The 19,395-nt window shown below is 67.2% G+C and carries 17 protein-coding genes and 1 tRNA gene; 15 read left to right on the forward strand and 3 right to left on the reverse strand.

Annotated elements, in window-relative coordinates:
* The first annotated feature begins 11 nt into the window (after positions 1–11).
* From ACYQR9_RS08225 to ACYQR9_RS08255, 7 genes are all read left to right on the forward strand, one after another.
* Positions 12–1,532, forward strand: coding sequence for a malonate--CoA ligase (locus tag ACYQR9_RS08225; RefSeq protein ID WP_461229297.1), 1,521 nt, complete (start codon positions 12–14; stop codon positions 1,530–1,532).
* A gap of 162 nt (positions 1,533–1,694) precedes the next feature.
* Positions 1,695–2,774: a YihY/virulence factor BrkB family protein gene (locus ACYQR9_RS08230; RefSeq protein ID WP_461229757.1), complete on the forward strand. Its 1,080-nt coding sequence runs from the start codon at positions 1,695–1,697 to the stop codon at positions 2,772–2,774.
* Positions 2,775–2,838: 64 nt separating this feature from the next.
* A complete protein-coding gene (gene msrB / locus ACYQR9_RS08235) occupies positions 2,839–3,246 on the forward strand; it encodes a peptide-methionine (R)-S-oxide reductase MsrB (protein WP_461229298.1) in 408 nt (135 codons plus the stop codon).
* A 292-nt stretch (positions 3,247–3,538) separates the two neighbouring features.
* Positions 3,539–4,432, forward strand: coding sequence for a CYTH domain-containing protein (locus tag ACYQR9_RS08240; RefSeq protein WP_311274210.1), 894 nt, complete (start codon positions 3,539–3,541; stop codon positions 4,430–4,432).
* Between the two features lie 266 nt (positions 4,433–4,698).
* Complete coding sequence (locus ACYQR9_RS08245) at positions 4,699–6,090, forward strand: dicarboxylate/amino acid:cation symporter (protein ID WP_056431940.1); 1,392 nt, start codon at positions 4,699–4,701, stop codon at positions 6,088–6,090.
* A gap of 9 nt (positions 6,091–6,099) precedes the next feature.
* Positions 6,100–7,020 carry an ROK family protein gene (locus ACYQR9_RS08250; RefSeq protein ID WP_461229299.1) on the forward strand — a complete coding sequence of 307 codons (921 nt, stop codon included), beginning with the start codon at positions 6,100–6,102 and terminating at the stop codon, positions 7,018–7,020.
* 67 nt (positions 7,021–7,087) lie between these two features.
* Positions 7,088–8,365, forward strand: a complete 1,278-nt coding sequence (locus ACYQR9_RS08255) for a PLP-dependent aminotransferase family protein (protein WP_461229300.1) — start codon at positions 7,088–7,090, stop codon at positions 8,363–8,365.
* A 238-nt stretch (positions 8,366–8,603) separates the two neighbouring features.
* Here ACYQR9_RS08255 and ACYQR9_RS08260 read toward each other — a convergent pair whose 3' ends face one another.
* Positions 8,604–9,134 carry a GcrA family cell cycle regulator gene (locus tag ACYQR9_RS08260; protein ID WP_246747706.1) on the reverse strand — a complete coding sequence of 177 codons (531 nt, stop codon included), beginning with the start codon at positions 9,132–9,134 and terminating at the stop codon, positions 8,604–8,606.
* Positions 9,135–9,516: 382 nt separating this feature from the next.
* Between ACYQR9_RS08260 and ACYQR9_RS08265 the strand changes: the two genes are divergently transcribed.
* From ACYQR9_RS08265 to ACYQR9_RS08280, 4 genes are all read left to right on the forward strand, one after another.
* On the forward strand, positions 9,517–10,596 hold the full coding sequence (locus ACYQR9_RS08265) for an ABC transporter ATP-binding protein (RefSeq protein ID WP_461229301.1): 1,080 nt from the start codon (positions 9,517–9,519) through the stop codon (positions 10,594–10,596).
* Between the two features lie 125 nt (positions 10,597–10,721).
* Positions 10,722–11,750: an extracellular solute-binding protein gene (locus tag ACYQR9_RS08270; RefSeq protein ID WP_207410196.1), complete on the forward strand. Its 1,029-nt coding sequence runs from the start codon at positions 10,722–10,724 to the stop codon at positions 11,748–11,750.
* 11 nt (positions 11,751–11,761) lie between these two features.
* Complete coding sequence (locus tag ACYQR9_RS08275) at positions 11,762–13,483, forward strand: ABC transporter permease (protein ID WP_461229302.1); 1,722 nt, start codon at positions 11,762–11,764, stop codon at positions 13,481–13,483.
* Positions 13,484–13,613: 130 nt separating this feature from the next.
* Positions 13,614–13,688, forward strand: a tRNA-Val gene (locus ACYQR9_RS08280).
* Between the two features lie 6 nt (positions 13,689–13,694).
* On the opposite strand, the gene gph is transcribed toward ACYQR9_RS08280, so the two are convergent.
* Complete coding sequence (gene gph / locus ACYQR9_RS08285) at positions 13,695–14,384, reverse strand: phosphoglycolate phosphatase (RefSeq protein WP_461229303.1); 690 nt, start codon at positions 14,382–14,384, stop codon at positions 13,695–13,697.
* A gap of 280 nt (positions 14,385–14,664) precedes the next feature.
* On the opposite strand from gph, the gene ACYQR9_RS08290 reads away from it, so the two are divergent.
* The 4 genes from ACYQR9_RS08290 (at position 14,665) to ACYQR9_RS08305 (ending at position 17,983) form a co-directional block, all read left to right on the forward strand.
* Complete coding sequence (locus ACYQR9_RS08290; RefSeq protein ID WP_461229304.1) at positions 14,665–15,219, forward strand: hypothetical protein; 555 nt, start codon at positions 14,665–14,667, stop codon at positions 15,217–15,219.
* Positions 15,220–15,383: 164 nt separating this feature from the next.
* Positions 15,384–16,094, forward strand: a complete 711-nt coding sequence (gene rpiA / locus ACYQR9_RS08295) for a ribose-5-phosphate isomerase RpiA (RefSeq protein ID WP_461229305.1) — start codon at positions 15,384–15,386, stop codon at positions 16,092–16,094.
* 55 nt (positions 16,095–16,149) lie between these two features.
* Positions 16,150–16,749: a DUF2059 domain-containing protein gene (locus ACYQR9_RS08300; protein ID WP_461229306.1), complete on the forward strand. Its 600-nt coding sequence runs from the start codon at positions 16,150–16,152 to the stop codon at positions 16,747–16,749.
* A 22-nt stretch (positions 16,750–16,771) separates the two neighbouring features.
* Positions 16,772–17,983 carry an O-antigen ligase family protein gene (locus tag ACYQR9_RS08305; protein ID WP_461229307.1) on the forward strand — a complete coding sequence of 404 codons (1,212 nt, stop codon included), beginning with the start codon at positions 16,772–16,774 and terminating at the stop codon, positions 17,981–17,983.
* Between the two features lie 22 nt (positions 17,984–18,005).
* Here ACYQR9_RS08305 and ACYQR9_RS08310 read toward each other — a convergent pair whose 3' ends face one another.
* Positions 18,006–19,379, reverse strand: coding sequence for a PleD family two-component system response regulator (locus ACYQR9_RS08310; RefSeq protein WP_207410213.1), 1,374 nt, complete (start codon positions 19,377–19,379; stop codon positions 18,006–18,008).
* Between the last annotated feature and the right edge of the window lie 16 nt (positions 19,380–19,395).

Here is a 19,395-nt window from a genome sequence, read left to right on the forward strand (position 1 = left end):
TGGACGACGTCATGCGTAACCATCTCTTCGACCTCATCCGGGCGAGCCTGCCCGCCGATCCCGCCTCCCGGACCTTCATCGAGACCGGCGACGGCGCGCGGATCACCTATGCGGACATGCTCGAGCGTTCGGCCGCCTATGCCTCCGCCCTCAAGGCGCTCGGGGTGAAGACGGGCGACCGGGTCGCCGTCCAGGTCGAGAAGAGCGCCGAAGTGGTGTTCCTCTATCTCGGCGCGGTTCGGGCGGGTGCCGTCTTCCTGCCGCTCAACACCGCCTACACGGCCCCCGAGATCGCGTATTTCCTCTCGGATGCCGAGGCGTCCCTGTTCGTCTGCGATCCCGCCCGGCTCGCTGCCCTGGAACCCGTCGCCGCCGAGGCGAAGGTCTCCTCTCTGCGCACCCTCGACGGGGCGGGACGCGGCACCATGGCGGAGGCGGCGGACGCGGCCGGCATCGACTTCGCGGATGTGGAACGCGGGCCCGACGATCTGGCGGCGATCCTCTACACCTCGGGCACGACCGGGCGCTCGAAAGGCGCCATGCTCAGCCACGACAACCTCGCCTCCAACGCCGTCACCCTGGTGGAGGCCTGGCGTTTCACCGCCGACGATGTGCTGATCCACGCCCTGCCGGTGTTCCACACCCACGGCCTGTTCGTGGCTACCAACATCGTGCTGCTGGCTGGGGCCACGGCGATCTTCCTGCCGAAATTCGACCCGAAGCAGGTGCTCGCCTTGATGGGCCGGGCGACCTCGATGATGGGCGTGCCGACTTTCTATACGCGCCTCCTCAAGGAGCCGGGCCTGACCCCCGAGGCGGCGGCGACAATCCGCCTGTTCGTCTCCGGCTCGGCCCCGCTTCTGGCCGAGACGCACCGGGACTGGCAGGCCCGTACCGGCCACGCCATCCTCGAACGCTATGGCATGACCGAGACCAACATGAACACCTCGAACCCCTACGAGGGCGAGCGCATCGCCGGCACGGTGGGCCTGCCCCTGCCGGGCGTTTCGCTCAGGGTGGTCGATCCCGAGACGGGACGGGCCTTGCCCGCCGATACGGTGGGGATGATCGAGGTGAAGGGCCCGAACGTGTTCCAGGGCTATTGGCGCATGCCCGAGAAGACGGCCTCCGAATTCAAGGCGGACGGGTTCTTCATCACCGGCGATCTCGGCAAGGTCGACGAGCGCGGCTACGTCCACATCGTCGGGCGCGGCAAGGATCTCATCATCACCGGTGGCTACAACGTCTATCCGAAGGAAGTCGAAAACGAGATCGATGCGCTTCCGGGCGTCGTCGAATCCGCCGTGATCGGCCTCGCCCATGCGGATTTCGGCGAGGGCGTCACGGCGATCGTGGTCGCCCGCCCGGACGCGCCGGGGGAGCAGGAGATCCTCCGCATCCTCGAAGGGCGCCTCGCTCGGTTCAAATGCCCCAAGCGTGTGCTCTTCGCCGACGAATTGCCGCGCAATGCCATGGGCAAGGTACAGAAGAACCTGCTGCGCGAAGCGCATGCGGAACTCTACCGCCGCTGAGGGGCAAGACGGCGGAACGCTTTGGCGGGCCGGCGGTTCTCGTCATCGAACGGCCAAGCTCGCGCCGTCTCCGTACCGGTTGCCGTCATGTCTTCGTCTCAGCCTCACCGTCCCGAGCCTACGGAGCCGGGCTCCACCCATTCGATGGTCTGGACTCTGGCGATGGGAGCGGCGCTCGTCGCCCTGTCGCTGGCACCGCGGTCGCGCGGCGCCAGGCGTGAGGGCGAACCGCCCGAGCCGCGCCGCGACGAAGGCGCCCGTTCACATAGCGGGCGCAGCGCCGAATGGGTGGCGGCGACACAGGTCCATCGCGGTCGTGCCGCAGACAGTCCGACCGAGATCACCCGCGCCGGCTGGAAGGACATCGCCGTCCGCGTCTATCTGGAATTCAACAAGGACCGCGTGCTCGCGGTCGCCGCCGGGGTCACGTTCTTCACCCTGCTGTCGCTGTTCCCGGCCATCGCCGCCCTGGTCTCCTGCTACGGCCTCGTGGCCGATGTCGGCGCCATCAACGAGCACCTCTCCAGCATGCAGGGCGTGCTGCCCTCTAGCGCCATCGACATCATCGGCGAGCAGGTGAAGCGGATCGCCGCCAAGGATAACGGCACGCTGGGACTGACGTTCTTCTCCAGCCTCGTCCTGTCGCTCTGGAGCGCGAACGCCGCCATGAAGGCGATGTTCGATGCCCTGAACGTGGTCTACGAGGAAGACGAGAAGCGCTCCTTCGTGATGCTGAACCTGCGCTCCCTGACCTTCACCGTCGGGGCGCTCCTGTTCACCATCCTCGCGCTCATCAGCATCGTCGTGCTGCCGGTGATCTTCAACTTCTTCGGGTTCGGGCAGGGGGCGAGGCTCATCGCCCTGCTGCGCTGGCCCTTCCTGCTCGTCGTCCTCCTCGGCGGCCTCTCGCTGCTCTACCGCTATGGCCCGAGCCGCGAGCGGCCGCGCTGGCGCTGGGTCGGCACCGGTGGCGCTGTGGCGGGCATCCTCTGGCTCGCCGCCTCCATCCTGTTCTCGTGGTATGTCGGCAGCTTCGGCAATTACAACGAGACTTACGGTTCGCTCGGTGCCGCCATCGGCTTCATGACCTGGATCTGGATCTCTACGACGATCGTGCTCCTGGGCGCCGAGATCAATGCCGAAATGGAGCATCAGACCGCTCGGGACACGACGACGGGCCCAGAAAAGCCCATGGGCGACCGCGAGGCACGGATGGCGGACACGGTCGGCGCGGCTGCGTGACAGGGTGCGGGACGGCCTCGGGAGTCCTATTTCTCCAGCCTATCCCGAGGAACCGGAGGCCATCATGAGCGAGACCCAGTCAGGCACCGTCCAGCGCAGCGAGGCCGAGTGGCGCGCGATCCTGACGCCGGACCAGTACCGTGTCCTGCGCGAGCACGGCACGGAGCGGGCGGGCACGAGCTGCCTCAATGCCGAGAAGCGTCCCGGCACGTTCCACTGCGCCGGCTGTGATGCCCCGTTATTCGAGAACAGCACGAAATTCGAATCCGGCACCGGTTGGCCGAGCTTCTTCGATCCCATCGACGGCGCGGTGGAGACGACGACCGACCGGAGCCACTGGATGGTGAGGACCGAAGTGCACTGCGCCCGCTGCAAAGGTCATCTCGGCCACGTCTTCGATGATGGCCCGGCGCCGACGGGGCTGCGTTATTGCATGAACGGCATTTCACTGCGTTTCGAGCCGAATGCGTGAGCTCATTGGTATAAAAGGATAAAAATCGGGGCCGGGCTTACGAGAGCGGCCTTGATTTAGTCCCATTTTTTCTTAGTCGAAGGGAAGTGGTCTTCCCCTTTGTGTGCCGTCGGCGGTGCGAGGCGGGAAAACGATCGAATTCGGACGGTTCGTGCCGGCCGGTTTCCACAGGCCGGGCATTCCGTCGCTGCCGAAACAGGGTATGGCTTCGAACGGCGCTGACGTTGCGCCCGTGGCGCGGCGCTCCGGAGGAGTGCTTGCCATGATGAGCCGATCCGGGGGGAGAGAATACATGAGTGTCGTTCGTCGGTTTCTGGTCGCGCCTTCGCTCGTCCGCCTGATCCGCAAGGAGCGCGGCGGTTCGAAGATCACCGAGGGCTATTTCGCTCCCCAGGCCGGTCGCACCTCCTATGTCCGCGTCGATGGCCAGAACTGCCATCTCGTCCTCGTCACGACGGCGCCGGACGGAACGTCGAGCGAGGAGCGGACCGACGTTCCCCGCGCCCACGGCGATGCCCTTCTGGATGTCTGCTCCGGCAAGGCGATCTACGACCGCGCCGTGCTCGCGCTCGGCAACGGCCGCGAGGCGCTCGTCGACCGCTACGCGACACCGGGCGCCCTCGACCTGCTCAGCGTCGTGTTCGACGACCCCGCCCAGGCCGCCGCTTTCGTGCCCCCGGCCTGGTTCGGCGACGACGTCACCGAGAATTCCGCCTATGACCGCCATTCCGTGGCGATCCAGGGTGTGCCGCAAACCGGCGAGGTTCCCCTGAACAACGCCGCCCTCGAAGCGATCCTCGATCTGCTCGAACCGCGCTTCGGCTTCGGCCGCTTCAATGCCCCGCCGCCGAAGGCCGGTGAGGACGAGGCGACCCTTCGGGCGAACCGCCGCGCTGCAGCCCTGGCTGCCAAGGCGGCCGCTCCTGCGGCCATCCCGGTGGAAGAGCCCGCACCGCAACCCGTCGTTGAGGAACGGAGCGAGGAGCGTCGGGAAGAGCCCGCCGCGGCGGAGGAGACCGCGACGGACACTCCGATCCGCACCGATGCCCGCATCGACGACGTCATCGAGAGCCTGTCGCAGGCTCTGGGCGCGTCTCAACCGTCCCGCGCTCCTGCACGCGACGACGATCCGGCCGCCGAATTCGAGCGCTGGACCGTGCGTCCCCGTCGTACTCCGCAGACCTGAACCCTTGGTACCGGAGGTGGTCATGCCCATCTCCGGGCTCCTCGCGAGGACCCGGCAGCACCGGGCAGATCCGGCAAAGTGGATGACCAGCGATTGTATGCTGTAGCGCGACAGAAGCTCGGCGCGTTACAGAAGCAGCCCATCCTCACGGTTTCGGCGAGAAACAAAGATTATCTCTCATAGCCGCGTTGAGGCGAGGGATTAAACTCGCTAGCGTCTCGCCAAGACAGACGAGCGTGCGCCCAACGAGGCGCCTGTGAGGGAACATGGTTCAGACCACCGTCCATGCCGGAGGCAGCGCGCCGGCAGCACCGACACCTCACGAACCTTGGTACAAGGTCCTCTACATCCAAGTGCTGATCGCCATCGCGCTCGGCATCCTGCTCGGATATCTGCACCCTGAATGGGGCAAGTCCGTCAAGTGGTTGGGCGACGCCTTCATTGCCCTGATCAAGATGATGATCGCGCCGATCATCTTCTGTACCATCGTCCACGGCATCGCCTCCATCGGCGACCTGAAGAAGGTCGGCCGCGTAGGCTTGAAAGCGCTGGTCTATTTCGAGGTGGTCTCGACCATTGCGCTTCTCATCGGCGTGCTTGTGGGTGAGGTGGTGAAGCCGGGCGCCGGTTTCAATGCCGATGTGAGCAAGCTCGACGGTAAATCGGTTGAGAAATACGCCAAGATCGCCGCCGACGATTCCGTCACCGGCCACATCATGGCTCTGATCCCGAAGAGCTTCTTCGACGCTTTCGCCACGGGTGACCTGCTCCAGGTCCTTCTCATCTCGATCCTCACCGGCGTCGTGGTGACCGGCATGGGCAAGCGCGGCGAGGCGATCACGCACGCCATCGACACGGCCGGCCAGATCTTCTTCCGCATCATCGGCCTCGTGGTGAAGCTCGCGCCCATCGGTGCCTTCGGCGCCATGGCCTTCACCATCGGCCAGTACGGCATCGGCAAGGTGATCGATCTCGCCTGGCTCGTCGGCACCTTCTACGTCACCGCCTTTCTGTTCGTGGTTCTGGTTCTGGGCGGCATCGCCCGGGTGGCCGGCTTCTCGATCTTCAAGTTCCTGGCCTACATCAAGGACGAACTCCTCATCGTGCTCGGCACCTCGTCCTCCGAAACGGTGCTGCCGCACATGATGACGAAGATGCGCCGCCTGGGCGCCTCGGATTCCGTCGTGGGCCTGGTGATCCCCACCGGCTACTCGTTCAACCTCGACGGCACCAACATCTATATGACGCTGGCGTCGCTGTTCCTGGCTCAGGCCGTGGGTGCGGACCTGTCGTTCGGCCAGTACGCTACCATCATCCTGGTCGCGATGCTGACCTCGAAGGGAGCCTCCGGCGTCACGGGCGCCGGCTTCATCACTCTTGCGGCCACGCTCAGCGCCATCCCGAACAATCCGGTGCCGGTGGCTGCCATGACCCTGATCCTGGGTGTCGACAAGTTCATGTCGGAGTGCCGGGCCATCACCAACCTGATCGGCAACGGCGTCGCCACGGTGGTGGTCAGCCGCTGGGAGGGTGAACTCGATCAGGAGAAGCTGAACCAAGTCATGGCGCATCCCTTCTCCATCGGCACCGACATTTCCGACCACGCGCCGAACATGGACCAGGAGCCTGCTCCCCGTCCGGCGGTCGCTGCACAATAGGGCCAGGACATGGACCCGGCGCATCTCCGCATCGGGATCGACCTCGGCGGCACCAAGATCGCCGGCATCGTTCTCGATGCCGGCGGAGCCGTTCGCGCCGATGGCCGGATCCCGACCCCGAGGGACGATTACGACGCGACCCTCGACGCGATCGTGTCGCTCGTCCTGCGGATGGAGCGCGAGGCAGGCGGCATCGGCAGTGTCGGCATTGGTATGCCTGGCGCGGTCTCGCCACGCAGCGGCCTCGTGAAGAACGCCAACTCGGTCTGGCTGAACGGGAGGCCCTTCGTCATCGATCTCGAGGCGCGGCTCGGCCGGCCGGTCCGAGCGGAGAACGATGCCAATTGTCTCGCGGTCTCCGAGGCGGTGGATGGCGCGGGTGCCGGGGCGCGGGTCGTCTGGGCGATCATCCTAGGGACCGGCGTCGGTTCCGGCATCGCCATCGACGGTGTGGCCCTGTCGGGCGCCAACCGCATCGCCGGCGAATGGGGGCACAATCCACTTCCCGCGCCCCGCGACGGCGAACGGCCCGGCCCCGCCTGCTATTGCGGCCGGAAGGGCTGTATCGAGACGTGGCTCTCCGGGCCGGGGTTCGCCGCGGACCATGGCAGGCGCACCGGAGCGGCCGCCCCGACGGGCGAATCCGTCATTGCCGCCGCGCGGGCGGGCGATGCAGCCGCATGCGAAAGCGTCGCTCGCTATCGGGAAAGGCTCGCCCGCGCGATGGCCGGCGTGATCAACGTCCTCGACCCCGATGTGGTGGTTCTCGGTGGTGGGCTGTCGACCGTGCCGGAACTGACCGCCGACCTGACCGGACTGATCCGTCCGCATGTCTTCTCGGGAGAATGCGAGACGCCGATCCGGGTGAGCCGCCACGGCGACGCTTCCGGCGTGCGGGGTGCAGCCTGGTTATGGGGCCTCCACGCCTGAACCTCTCCCCATCGTTCCCCGCAGCCGGTATGGACGGGGCATCGCATAACGACGTGAGCGTATTCCCATGACGAGTCTGGCTTCCCTCGATCCCGCCGCCCGCGACGCACTTCACGCAGAGGCCCGCGACGCCTACGAGGCCTTCAAGGCCCGTGGCCTGAAGCTCGACATGACCCGCGGCAAGCCGTCGCCCGAGCAGCTCGACCTGTCCAGCGCGATGATGTCCCTTCCGGGGAACGGCGACCACTTCGCCGAGGCCGGCGACGATGCGCGCAATTACGGCGGCCTCCAAGGCCTGCCAGAGGCGCGCGCCCTGTTCGCGCCGATGGTGCAGGCACCGGCCGCCCAGATCGTCATCGGTGACAATTCCAGCCTCGCGCTCATGCACGATTGCATCGCCTGGGCTCTGCTGAAGGGCGTGCCCGGCTCGGAGAAGCCCTGGTCGAAGGAAGAGGAGCCGGTCTTCCTTTGTCCCGTCCCGGGCTATGACCGCCACTTCGCCATCTGCGAGGCCCTGGGCATCCGCATGCTGCCCGTCCCCATGACCGGCGAAGGGCCGGACATGGACGTGGTCGAGAAGCTTGCCGCCGATCCCGCGGTCAAGGGCATGTGGTGCGTGCCGAAATACGCCAATCCGAGCGGCGAGACCTATTCCGACGAGACAGTCCGGCGCCTCGCTTCCATGAAGACCGGCGCTCCCGACTTCCGCCTTTTCTGGGACAACGCGTACACGGTCCATCACCTCACCGCGACGCGCCACCCCCTCGCCGACATCCTCACCCTCTGCGAGGAAGCCGGCCATCCCGACCGGCCCTTCATCTTCGCCTCGACCTCCAAGATCACCCTGGCGGGAGCAGGCATCGCCGTGTTCGCCTCCTCGCCGGAAAACGTGCGCTGGTTCCTCGGCCGCTCGTTCTTCCGCACCATCGGGCCGGACAAGCTCAACCAGCTGCGCCACGTCCGCTTCCTCAAGGACATGGCCGGCATCGAGGCGCATATGGAGAAGCAGCGTGCGCTCATCGCGCCGAAGTTTCAGGCCGTTCTCGACGCGCTGGAGTCCCGACTCGGCGGAACCGGCGCAGCCACCTGGACGAAGCCCGAAGGCGGCTACTTCATCACCGTCGATACGGTGGACGGCGCGGCGCAGCGGACCGTTGCCCTCGCCAAGGAAGCCGGCATCGCCCTGACGCCCGCCGGTGCGACCTCGCCCTATGGACGCGACCCGCATGACCGCACCCTGCGCCTCGCCCCCACCTTTCCCTCGCTCTTCGACGTGAAGGCGGCCGCGGAAGGCATCGCGCTCTGCATCCTCCTCGCCGGACTGGAGACACAGCAGGCGGCCTGACCAAGCCGGCCGCCATCGTTCCCCTCGGCCTGAGGGGGCGATGGCGGCCGAAGGTAAGTCACGGACGCATCCCTAACGCTCTCTTTGCCCGTGATGGGGACGGAGGGCGGACCCGGCATCGCTCGATAAGCGACCGGCGCGTGATCGGATGACCGGCATGTGAGCGTGAAGCGCGATAGGCGAGACCAAGTACGGCGTCGCCCCCAGGGGCGACGGTGATGCGGCCGAACCTAGTCGTTCAGCGGAATCCGCCGACTCGACGATCCCGCTTACGCTCGGCGGCCGGTTGATACGCGATCTGAGCGTGGTGAGTGCAATAGGGCAGGCCGGTGATCGAGCGGTCGCCGCAATAGTGAAAATCCGGCGAGGTCGGATCGCCCAGCGGCCAGCGGCACATGGATTCGCGTAGATCCATGATCGTCACGCGCTTGGACACGGCCAGCGGCGTGGCCTGAGGCATGACCAAGGCGGTTGTCTCGGGAAATGCCAGGCTCGGCGTCGCGACGGGATCGGCCACGGGGGCGAATTCCACGACCGTGTCGGCCTCGGTCTCGGGTGCCCGTGCCGCGGGCTTCTTCCGGCCATTACCCGGCGAATCCGCTGCCTTCACGCGGCCCGAAAGGCCGAGCCTGTGGACCTTGCCGATGACCGCATTGCGGGTGACGCCGCCGAGCTGGGCCGCGATCTGGCTCGCGCTCAGGCCCTCGTCCCAGAGACGCCGCAGTAGCTCGACACGCTCGTCCGTCCAGCCAGCACCGGTATCCGTCATCGCCCCCTCCGACATCCGCTCGATTCCCCCGATCGGCACCGAACGAACCCTGCGAAAACCCGCATGGCCTGTCCGTCCAATACCATACAGATGGTGGTCGCCCAGGGCACCCTTACGACGACGATCGGAACCGTACAGGACGCTTCGATGCCGATGCAAGGGCGCCCGAAAGCCGGGACGGACTTTCCACCGGCAAACCGTCGGGGGCGTCTCGGCTGTATTCTGAAGGGGCGGCGGCGATGCGGTTCCGCCATGAGTGCGACGGCATAATCCTCCGCCGTATCCGACCGTATCGCCCGCCGGCCCAGCTTTCCCTTGACCTGACGCGGGATCGGGCGAGAAGCGCGTGTTTCACCAAGAACCGAGAAGTGAAGGACAGGTCATGGTCGCGCCCGATCCGACCGAGGGACGCCGCTCCGGCGAGGTGCCGCCACGCCTCGAAACACGCGGCCTGCGTGTCGATTTCGGTCGCAAGCTCGCTCTCGACGACGTCTCCCTCGCCGTTCGCGCGGGCGAGATCATCGCCCTTCTGGGTGATTCCGGCTGCGGCAAGAGCACCCTGCTACGTGCGGTGGCGGGGCTCGAACAGCCAAGCGGCGGCCTCGTCCTTCTCGATGGGCAGATCATGGGCCCGAGGGTGCCGCCGGAGGAGCGGGGCGTCGGATTGATGTTCCAGGACTACGCCCTGTTCCCCCACCTCACCGTCATGCAGAACGTTCGCTTCGGCCTTCACCGGCTGCGCGCCGATGAGGCCGATGCCGTGGCGAGGGCGCGGCTGGAACAGGTCGGCCTCGCCGACCGGGCCGCGAGTTATCCCGGCGACCTGTCCGGCGGCGAGAGCCAGCGCGTGGCGCTCGCCCGCGCGTTGGCGCCGGGGCCACGCGTGCTGCTCCTCGACGAGCCCTTCTCCAATCTCGACCGGCGCAACCGCGACCGGGTCCGGGCCGACACGATCTCGGTGCTGCGCGCCACGGGCGCGACGGCGCTCCTGGTGACGCACGACCCGGAGGAGGCCTTGCTGGTGAGTGACCGGATCGTCCTGATGCGGAGCGGACGCATCGTCCAGATCGGCACCGGTGCGGATCTCTACCGGCGTCCCGTCTCGCATTTCGCCGCGAGCTTCTTCGGTGATCTCATCGCTTTCCCCACGCGCTGCATCGACGGCGCGGCAACGACGCCGCTCGGCAAGTTTCCGGCGCCGGGAATCGCCAGCGGCGCAAGGGTGGCCGCCTGCGTCAGGCCAGAGGCGATTCTGCTATCCGGCGCGGAAACCGGTCATCCGGCGCGGGTCATCCGCCGGCGCTTCCTCGGACCCGTCGCGGAATTGACCCTGGCGGCGGAGGGGTTCTCCGACACGTTCCGCCTTACCGTCGCGGAAGAGACATCGGCGGGGGAGGGCGATTGCGTCGGCCTCAGGCTCGCTAACGGCGCGGGGTTGGTTTTTCCGCTCGAGACGGATTAATTCCGCTCGGTTGCTCGTGGTTGGCAATATCCAGAAGTATAGTTTTTAACGATAATAAACTGAAGACATAAGTCTTGCTTTTCTCGTGAAGATGCGGCCCAGAACCGTTCGCCACGGGAAGAGGAATGGACGTCATGGTCGGTTGGGTCTCGAAATGTCTGGTTGGCGGCGCGACGGCTTTCGCCTGGATCTCCGGAGCGACGGCCGCCGAGGTCAACATCTACACCACGCGCGAGCCCGGCCTGATCAAGCCCTTGCTCGATGCCTACACGGCCAAGAGCGGCGTCACCGTCAACACCGTTTTCGTCGAGAAGGGCCTCGCCGAGCGCGTGGCCTCCGAGGGCGAGCGGTCTAAGGCAGACGTGCTCATGACCGTCGATATCGGCAATCTCATCGAACTCGTGGATCGCGGCTTGGCGCAGCCGGTTCGTACGGAGACCCTGGAAGCCGCTGTCCCGGCTCCCCTGCGCGATGCCGGTGGTCTCTGGTACGCCCTCTCCATGCGCGCCCGCGTCGCCTATGCCGACAAGGACCTCGCGGAGAAGGCCCTGACCTACGAGGATCTCGCCGACCCGAAATGGAAGGGCAAGCTCTGCCTGCGCGCGGGCCAGCACCCTTACAACACGGCGCTCATCGCCCATTACATCGTCAAGCACGGGCCGGATAAGGCGAAGGAATGGCTGACCGGCGTCAAGGCCAATCTCGCGCGCAAGCCGGCCGGTGGCGACCGTGACGTAGCCCGCGATATCCTGGCCGGAACCTGCACCGTCGGTCTCGGCAACTCGTACTATGTCGGGCTGATGCGCTCGGGCAAGGGTGGCCCGGACCAGCAGAAATGGGGCGACGGGATCAAGGTCGTACTGCCGGTCTTCACGAGCGGTGGCACCCACGTGAACGTCTCCGGCGCCGTCGTCGCGAAAGGCGCGCCGAACCGCGACGAAGCGGTCAAGCTTCTCGAATACCTCGTCTCGGACGAGGGCCAGGGCCTCTATGCGAAGGCCAATTTCGAATATCCGGTGAAGGTAGGCGCGCCGATCGACCCCCAGCTCACCGCGCTGGGCCCGCTGACCATCGATACCGTGCCCCTGGCCGAGATCGCCCGTAACCGGAAGGCCGCGAGCCTGCTGGTGGATACGGTCGGCTTCGACAACTGAAGCCCAGGCCGATGCGGGTTGCTGCCGAACTGGCCGGATCGGAGGCCGCGCTCGGCACGGACGTCGTTCCGCGCCCGGCGTCGCGCCTGCGCGCCGGGCCTCTCGCCTGGGCGGCGGGAGCGCTGGCGCTCGCCGCCCTGATCCTGAGCCCGGTCGTATCCCTGTCGCTGACGGCGGCGGGGGGATCGAGCGAGGTCTGGCCGCATCTCCTGGCGCATGTCCTGCCGCAGGCGACGCTCACCACGGCGTTGCTCCTCGGCGGCGTCGGCCTCCTCGTCGTCATGCTCGGGGTCGGCTCCGCCTGGCTCGTCTCAGCCTACGAGTTCCGGGGCCGACGCCTCCTGGAAATCGGGTTGCTGCTGCCCTTGGCGGTGCCGACCTACATCGTCGCCTTCGCCTATCTCGACCTGCTTCATCCGATAGGCCCGGTCCAGACCGCGCTACGCGATGCTCTCGGCGTCGCGCGGCCGAAGGATCTGCTGCTGCCCGAGATCAGGTCCCTGCCGGGCTGCATCCTGCTTCTCGGCTTCGTGCTCTATCCATACGTCTACCTGCCGACGCGGGCGCTGTTCCTGATGCAGGCAGGCACGCTCATCGAGGCGGCGCGCATTCTCGGACGGTCGCCGATGGCGGTCTTCTTCCACGTCGCCTTGCCGCTGGCGCGCCCCGCCATCGCCCTCGGCACCAGCCTCGCCCTGATGGAGACACTCAACGATATCGGCGCCGCCGAATTTCTCGGCGTAAGGACGCTCACGGTTCAGGTCTACGCCACCTGGATCAACCGCTCCGATCTGCCCGGCGCCGCGCAGATCGCCCTGGTCATGCTGGCGATGGTGCTCCTGCTGCTGGCGGCCGAACGCTGGGGCCGGCGCGGGCGCGGCTATTCCGGCACGGCACAGCGCCAGCGCGGCATGGCCCGCCATCGCCTGTCCGGCGCTTCGGTCCTGGCCGCCTTGTGTCTCGGCACTCTTCCCATCGCCATCGGTTTCCTGATTCCGGCGGCCTATCTCGTCCATTCCGCCATCGCCCGCGTGACTCGGCTGGGATTTCCTCGGGGAGTCATCGCAGAGGCGGGAAACACCCTCCTTTATGCCGGCCTCGCCACCCTGCTGGCGGCAATATGCGGCTTCCTCGTCGCCGCCGGCCCGCGCCTCGTCGCGCGGCGTTTCGGGCAGGGGCTGATCCGCATCGCCGCCCTTGGCTACGCGCTCCCCGGCGCGATCCTGGCGATCGGGCTCCTCGGCCCGCTGGCTCTCGCCGATGCCTCCCTGTCCCGTGTCACGACGGCGCTCTTCGGCGTTGCGCCCGCGATCATCGGGGTCGGCGCGGGTGGTGCCCTCGTCATCGCCTATCTGGTGCGCTTCCTCGCGGTCGGCGTCGGCGCCTGCGAGGCCGGCCTGTCGAAAGTGCCGGCCTCCCTCGGGGAAGCCGGGCGCATGCTCGGCCGGGGGCCCGTCGGCACGCTGATGCGCGTCCACCTGCCGATGACGTGGCCGGCTTTGCTGAGTGGCGCGCTCCTCGTCTTCGTCGACTGCGTCAAGGAACTGCCCGCGACCCTGCTCCTGCGCCCGCTCAACGTCGAAACCCTGGCGACCCATCTCTACGGGGAGGCAGTGCGCGGTACTTACGAGGACGGCGCGGTAGCGGCCCTCCTCATCGTCGTCGTCGGCCTGATCCCGGTGGCTTTGCTCCTCCGCTTCGGCTCGCCGGAGCGGGCCCCGAGGGGCGGTTGAGGTTCAGGATCGAGGCCGTTCGCCGGGCGTCCGAACCTTATCGTATGCCGGCTCGGCATGGTCGCTGCCGACCAACGCGACAGAGGCCCTTGACGGGCGCGTGGGCCTCGCCCTAGAAGGCCCTCGGTCCGGGTGCGTAGCTCAGCGGGAGAGCATTCGCTTCACACGCGAAGGGTCACAGGTTCGATCCCTGTCGCGCCCACCATTTCCCTCAAGCCGTAGCGATAGCCGGCACGAGGGCCTCGACCGCATCCACCAAGTCATCGAAATGCTGGATCACCCGCGTGGGGCCGAGTTGCTCCACCGGCAGGTCGGTATAGCCGAACGGCACTGCGATCACCGGAATGCCGGCGGCCTTCGCGGCATCGATATCGGTGCGGGAATCCCCCACCATCACCGCGCGCGAGACGTCGCCCTTCGCCTGCTCCACCGTGAGGGTGATATGGGCCGGATTGGGCTTGTAGACCGGGAACGTGTCGCGGCCGCAGATGGCGGCGAAGCGGCTGGCAATACCGAGCTCCTCAAGCAGTTGCTTGGCATGGGCCTCGACCTTGTTGGTGCAGACCGCCAGCAGGAAGCCGCGGGCGCTCAGCATCTCGAGAGCCGTCTCGACGCCGGGGAACAGGTAGGAATGCTCGCTGAGATGCCGGCCGTAATGGTCGAGGAAATCGACGAAGAGGGTCTGCAGCCTTGTGTCGTCGAGCGTCTCCCCCGCCGCCTCGAAGCCACGCTGGATCAGCGCCTTCGCGCCGGCGCCGATCATGTCGCGGGCTTGATCCAGGGGCAGTGTCGGCAGGCCTTCGCGGGTGAGGATCGCGTTGAGGGTGCCGACGAGGTTGCCCGCGGTCTCGGCAAGGGTTCCGTCGAGGTCGAACACGACGATGGGCGGCAGGCTTGGCATGGTGGCTCGCTGGGTTCTGTGGGTCGGTAAAGGGCGCGATGGTGAAGAACCGGTTTGCGCGGCGGTCCCCGCCCGATAAAGCGGCATGGCCCATTGGGAAAAGCCGTTTAGGGGACAAGGACTTACGCGATCGACCCGGATCCGGTATCCGATTCCACCCTCTAGAATCGTGACGTGGTGCGATCAAGGCATTCGCGAGCGGGTCACGGTTGCGCCGCAAGGCCGCTATAGGGGAGCGGCCGTGAGATTCCCTTGTCTTCATCCGGACACGAAGGCGACCATGCGTTCGACCCTGCCGACCGATCCCGCGTTCACACTCATGGTTCCGGCCGCTTCCGCGCGTTCGCGGGGACGGCGTTGGAGCAATTTTGGATGCCGGGTAGCGATTACCCTCAGCGTTCTCGCCGGCACTGTCGGCGCCGTGTCCGCCGCCTCCTTCGAGTTCGTGCCCGCGCCGCAGATCGACCTCAACAGGGTCTATCGCGTGGACAAGGTCACCGGCGAGGTCACGTCCTGTCAGTACGGTCTGCGCGAGGGTGCGGTGGGCAGCGTCGGCCTCACCGTATGCTACGGCTCAGGGGAGGGCGCCAGCGCCCAGGCCCCGTCCGAATATGGCCTCGTCGCCTCCCGCCACACCCGGGAGGCCGGGGTGTTCCGCGTCAACTACCGCACGGGTGAGATGAGCATCTGCTACGTCCAGCTCCAGAAGGAAGCGGTGGTGTGCACGGCCCAGGCGAACCCGGCCACCAGCGGTCCCGAAGAGGCCGTGGCCACGGGGCAGGCGCCCGGCCGAGCGGGGCCGAGTGCCACGCCGCCCCAGAACACCAGGCCCTGACGACAATCGCTGCGTGTTCTCGGCAAGTGCCGCGTTCGGCAAGTGCTCCGTTGGACGCCGTTGCCAGCCGTGCTAGGGCCTCGGGACTTTCAGCGGCCCAGCCCGTAGCCCGAGAGCCCATCCATGCATCTGGTCCCCGCCCTCCCGACGAACCGGTCTCCCTCGTGAGCGGACCCGATCTGCGTCGTGCCGCCGCCGCCCGCGCCCTCGACCTCGTCGAGGATGGGATGCGACTCGGCATCGGTACCGGCAGCACCGCCAACGTGTTCGTGGAGCTTCTCGGCGCCAGGGTGCGCGAGGGACTCAAGGTGACGGGTGTACCGACCTCGGAGGCGACGCGAATCGCCGCCGAGCGCGTCGGCATTCCCCTGGCCACCCTAGAAGACCTGCCCGAACTCGACCTCACCATCGATGGCGCTGATGAGATCGATGCCGCGATGCGTCTGGTGAAGGGCGGCGGCGGCGCACTCCTGCGCGAAAAGATCGTGGCTTTCGCGAGCCGCCGTATGGTGGTGATCGCCGACGCGGCGAAATCCGTGACCACCCTCGGCGCGTTTCCGCTGCCGGTGGAGGCCAATTCGTTCGGCCTCGGCGCTACCCGCATCGCCGTGGGAAAGGCCATCGAGAGTGCTGGCTGCGCGGGCGATCTCGTGCTGCGCTCCGGACCCGGCGGCTCGCCCTTCGTGACAGATGGCGGCCATCTCATCCTCGATGCCCATCTGAAGGTCATCGCCGATCCCGAACGCCTGTCCGCCGCGCTCTGGGCGGTGCCCGGCGTGGTCGAGCACGGTCTGTTCATCGGGCTCGCCACGGGCGCAATCCTGGCGGAGGCCCGTGACGGGCAGGCGCATGTCACCTGTCTCGGCGCGGTCTGACGCGCTTCCCCATCCGCTTGATTTCTCGACCGACACGTCTTTCCGGAGCGCTCGCATGTCCCGCCGCCCTCTCTTTTTCGTCCTGACCGCCTCGGTCCTCGCCGGAATCCTCGCCGTCTCGGCTCCGACCGCCGGCCTGGCTCAGGCGCAGAAGCCTGCCGCGCCGGCCAAGCCCGGGGCCAAGCCCGCTGCGCCCGCGCCCGCGCCTTCGACGCCCGCGGCCCAGCAGCCGACCTACACGCCGAACCATCTGGCCCTGGCCCGCGAAGTCACCCTCAGCTCCGGCATCGCCCGGTCGTTCGACTCGATTCTTCCGGCCTTTGGCCAGCAGATCAAACAGGCGGCCATCACCCGCCCGGACCTGACGAAGGATCTCGATGAGGTTCTCACCTCCCTGGCGCCCGAGATGGAACTGCAAAAGCAGATGATGATCGAGACGGCGGCCAAGATCTATGCGAGCCGCCTGTCCGAGGCGGAGCTCACCGAGATCGTCGCCTTCTTCCATTCGGCGGCGGGCAAGCGCTACGTCGAGACCCAGCCGCAGGTGCTCGACGAGATCGTCCAGGCCATGCAGAACTGGACCCAGGGCGTGTCCGAATACATGATGGTCCGTGTGCGTGCCGAGATGGGCAAGCGCGGCCACGAACTCCAGTAACCGTCCGGTCCGCCCGTCTCCAATGATCTCTTTCCCGCCCCGATCGGAGACGGTCGCGCGCCTACGTGCCACCGGTGCCATCACACTCGCCATCCTTCCGGTGGCCATGGCGCTGGCCAATCGGTCGAGCCCAACCGTCGTCGGCCTCTCCGCCTCGTTCTTCCTCATCGCCGGGCTGATCGAGGATGCGCGCGGTACGGTGCGGTTCGTGGCGAGGCCGCTCGCCACGCCGATCGGTCTCGCAGTCCTCGGCTTCGTCGTCTGGTCGCTGGCGAGCATCTCCTGGAGCCCGGTGAAGGATCTGTCCTGGCGCAACATGCAGGAATTCCTGCCGACCGTCGTGGGGGCCTATCTCCTCGCGCGCCTCGCGCCCGGAAACATGCCGGCCTTCACGCCCCGGCTCGCCGCCTGGTCCATCGCGATCGCCGGGCTCTACATCGTTGTGGCCCTGGCCAACCACCTTCCCCTCCATCGGGCGATGGGCTCACGGGTGGCGCTGTTCGTCTTCAATCGCCCAGCCCTGACGATCGCGCCCGTAATGGGGCCCCTGGCTTATCTTCTCTACCGGCGCGGGCATGGGATCGCGGCGCTTTTGGTGATCGTGATCAGTACCGGGGCCATCCTGCGATCGATCAGCGGCGCCGCCGCCATGGGGCTCGCAGCCGGTGCCATCACGGCCCTCGTCGCCGTCCTGACCCCTCGCCGGGTCGGGCTCGCCATCGTGGGCGCTGCCCTGGCTCTCGCCCTCGTCCTCTCGCCGATCGAGGGGGATATTCTTCAGAAAGTCATGCCCGATGCCATCCACGAGCGTCTGGTCCAGAGCAGTTCGCGCGCACGGGTCGCCATCGCTCGCAGCTTCGGCGCGGCCGTAGCCCTCGATCCCTGGCAAGGCGCCGGGTTCGGGACCTCGGCGCGATTCATCGATACGCCCGTTGCCGCACGGATCGAGCCCGGCCTGCGCCCGATGCTGGCGGTGGGCCACCCGCACAACATCTTCCTGCAGATCTGGGCTGAGCTCGGCATCGTCGGCGCAACCCTGGCCGGGGCAATCCTGATGATGATGGTGGCGCTCATCGGACGCCTGCCGCGCGGGGAAAGCGTCATCGCCCTCGGCCTCGTGGGGTCGTGCACGGCCGTCGCCTTCGTGGAGCACGGGGCCTGGCAGGGCTGGTGGATCGCGGCTGTCGGTGCTGCCGTCGCCTGGACGTGCGAGGCTGGCAAGGAGCCGGCATGAAACCCGGCCCGTCCTGGCCGCTTCAGGCGGCCTCGGCCTCGACGCGGTTACGGCCGGAGGATTTGGCGCGGTAGAGCGCGAGGTCCGCCCGCTTCAGCATATCGGCCGGTCCCGAATCATCGGCATGGCGGCACGCCACCCCGATGGAGACGGTGACGTGGATGTCCCGCGTTTCCCGCTGGATCAGGAACGGCACCGCTTCGATGCGTTCGCGGATGCGCTCGGCGATGTGATGGGCGGCGTCCGGCTCCGCATCGGGCAGGATGATGACCACCTCTTCGCCGCCATAGCGGGCGACGATATCGATCTCGCGGGTATGCAGGCGGATGCGGTTGGCAAAGGAGCGGAGCACCTCGTCACCGGCATCGTGACCGTAGGTGTCGTTGATCGTTTTGAACCGGTCGATATCGAGCATCAGCATCGAGACGGCGCGGTGACGCGGGGCGGCATCGGCGAACAGCACCGCGAGATGGCTGTCGAGGTAGCGCCTGTTGTGCAGCCCGGTGAGGCCATCCGTGACGGCCATTTCCATGGATGCCTGCACGGCGCCGCGCAGGGTTTCCGAAAAGCGGCTGCGACGCAGCTGGGTGCGCACGCGGGCGACGAGCTCGTTCCGGTCGACCGGGCGCAGCAGATAATCGTGTACGCCGAATTCGAGGCCGCGGATGACCCGCGCCCTTTCGTTCTCCTCGGCGATCATCATCACCGGCATGTTGCGGATGCGGTCGAGGGACAGGATCTGGCTGCAGAGGCGCAGGCCGTCGAACCCCTGAAGGTCGAGGCTCACGAGAGCCAGCTCGAAATCCCCTTCGATGGCCAGGACCAGGGCGTCGTGCGGATCGGCGACCACGGTGACCCGATGGTGCTGGCTGAGGGCCGCCGATAGCCGCTCGGCCGAGCTCGCCCGATCTTCGACCAGCAGGATCGAGGCATTCTGGCCGTCCTCGGCGGTGGCGAGGGCGAGGGGATCGCCCATGCCGAATTCCCGGGAGGCGAGCGCCCTTTGGCGCAGCTCGTCGGTGACCGCCTTGAGGCGGACGAGGTTGCGTACCCGCGCGAACAGGGCGGTGTCGTCGATGGGCTTCGTCAGGAAGTCGTCTGCCCCCGCATCGAGGCCGCGCAACCTGTCCGCCGGTTGGTCGAGGGCCGTCACCATCACGACCGGAAGGTGGGCGGTGGTCGGACTGCTCTTGAGGCGGCGGCAGACTTCGAACCCGTCCATGCCCGGCATCATCACGTCGAGCAGGACGAGATCGCACAGGCCCTTCTCACAGATCGAGATCGCATCCGGCCCGTTCATGGCCGCCAGAACGTCGAAATACTCGAGCGACAGCTTGGTCTCGAGCAGCTTCACATTCGGAAAGAGATCATCGACGATCAGGATGCGGGCCGACATCGTTCCTCGCTCAAGT

The sequence above is a fragment of the Methylobacterium sp. CM6241 genome (assembly GCF_054817845.1).

What these genes read in the sequence shown, in the direction of transcription:
- ACYQR9_RS08225 (WP_461229297.1), top strand. Translation starts at nt 12, where the DNA reads ATGCGTAACCATCTCTTCGACCTCATCCGGGCGAGCCTGCCCGCCGAT.
- ACYQR9_RS08230 (WP_461229757.1), top strand. Translation starts at nt 1,695, where the DNA reads ATGGGAGCGGCGCTCGTCGCCCTGTCGCTGGCACCGCGGTCGCGCGGC.
- msrB (WP_461229298.1), top strand. Translation starts at nt 2,839, where the DNA reads ATGAGCGAGACCCAGTCAGGCACCGTCCAGCGCAGCGAGGCCGAGTGG.
- ACYQR9_RS08240 (WP_311274210.1), top strand. Translation starts at nt 3,539, where the DNA reads ATGAGTGTCGTTCGTCGGTTTCTGGTCGCGCCTTCGCTCGTCCGCCTG.
- ACYQR9_RS08245 (WP_056431940.1), top strand. Translation starts at nt 4,699, where the DNA reads ATGGTTCAGACCACCGTCCATGCCGGAGGCAGCGCGCCGGCAGCACCG.
- ACYQR9_RS08250 (WP_461229299.1), top strand. Translation starts at nt 6,100, where the DNA reads ATGGACCCGGCGCATCTCCGCATCGGGATCGACCTCGGCGGCACCAAG.
- ACYQR9_RS08255 (WP_461229300.1), top strand. Translation starts at nt 7,088, where the DNA reads ATGACGAGTCTGGCTTCCCTCGATCCCGCCGCCCGCGACGCACTTCAC.
- ACYQR9_RS08260 (WP_246747706.1), bottom strand. Translation starts at nt 9,134, where the DNA reads ATGACGGATACCGGTGCTGGCTGGACGGACGAGCGTGTCGAGCTACTG.
- ACYQR9_RS08265 (WP_461229301.1), top strand. Translation starts at nt 9,517, where the DNA reads ATGGTCGCGCCCGATCCGACCGAGGGACGCCGCTCCGGCGAGGTGCCG.
- ACYQR9_RS08270 (WP_207410196.1), top strand. Translation starts at nt 10,722, where the DNA reads ATGGACGTCATGGTCGGTTGGGTCTCGAAATGTCTGGTTGGCGGCGCG.
- ACYQR9_RS08275 (WP_461229302.1), top strand. Translation starts at nt 11,762, where the DNA reads ATGCGGGTTGCTGCCGAACTGGCCGGATCGGAGGCCGCGCTCGGCACG.
- gph (WP_461229303.1), bottom strand. Translation starts at nt 14,384, where the DNA reads ATGCCAAGCCTGCCGCCCATCGTCGTGTTCGACCTCGACGGAACCCTT.
- ACYQR9_RS08290 (WP_461229304.1), top strand. Translation starts at nt 14,665, where the DNA reads ATGCGTTCGACCCTGCCGACCGATCCCGCGTTCACACTCATGGTTCCG.
- ACYQR9_RS08300 (WP_461229306.1), top strand. Translation starts at nt 16,150, where the DNA reads ATGTCCCGCCGCCCTCTCTTTTTCGTCCTGACCGCCTCGGTCCTCGCC.
- ACYQR9_RS08305 (WP_461229307.1), top strand. Translation starts at nt 16,772, where the DNA reads ATGATCTCTTTCCCGCCCCGATCGGAGACGGTCGCGCGCCTACGTGCC.
- ACYQR9_RS08310 (WP_207410213.1), bottom strand. Translation starts at nt 19,379, where the DNA reads ATGTCGGCCCGCATCCTGATCGTCGATGATCTCTTTCCGAATGTGAAG.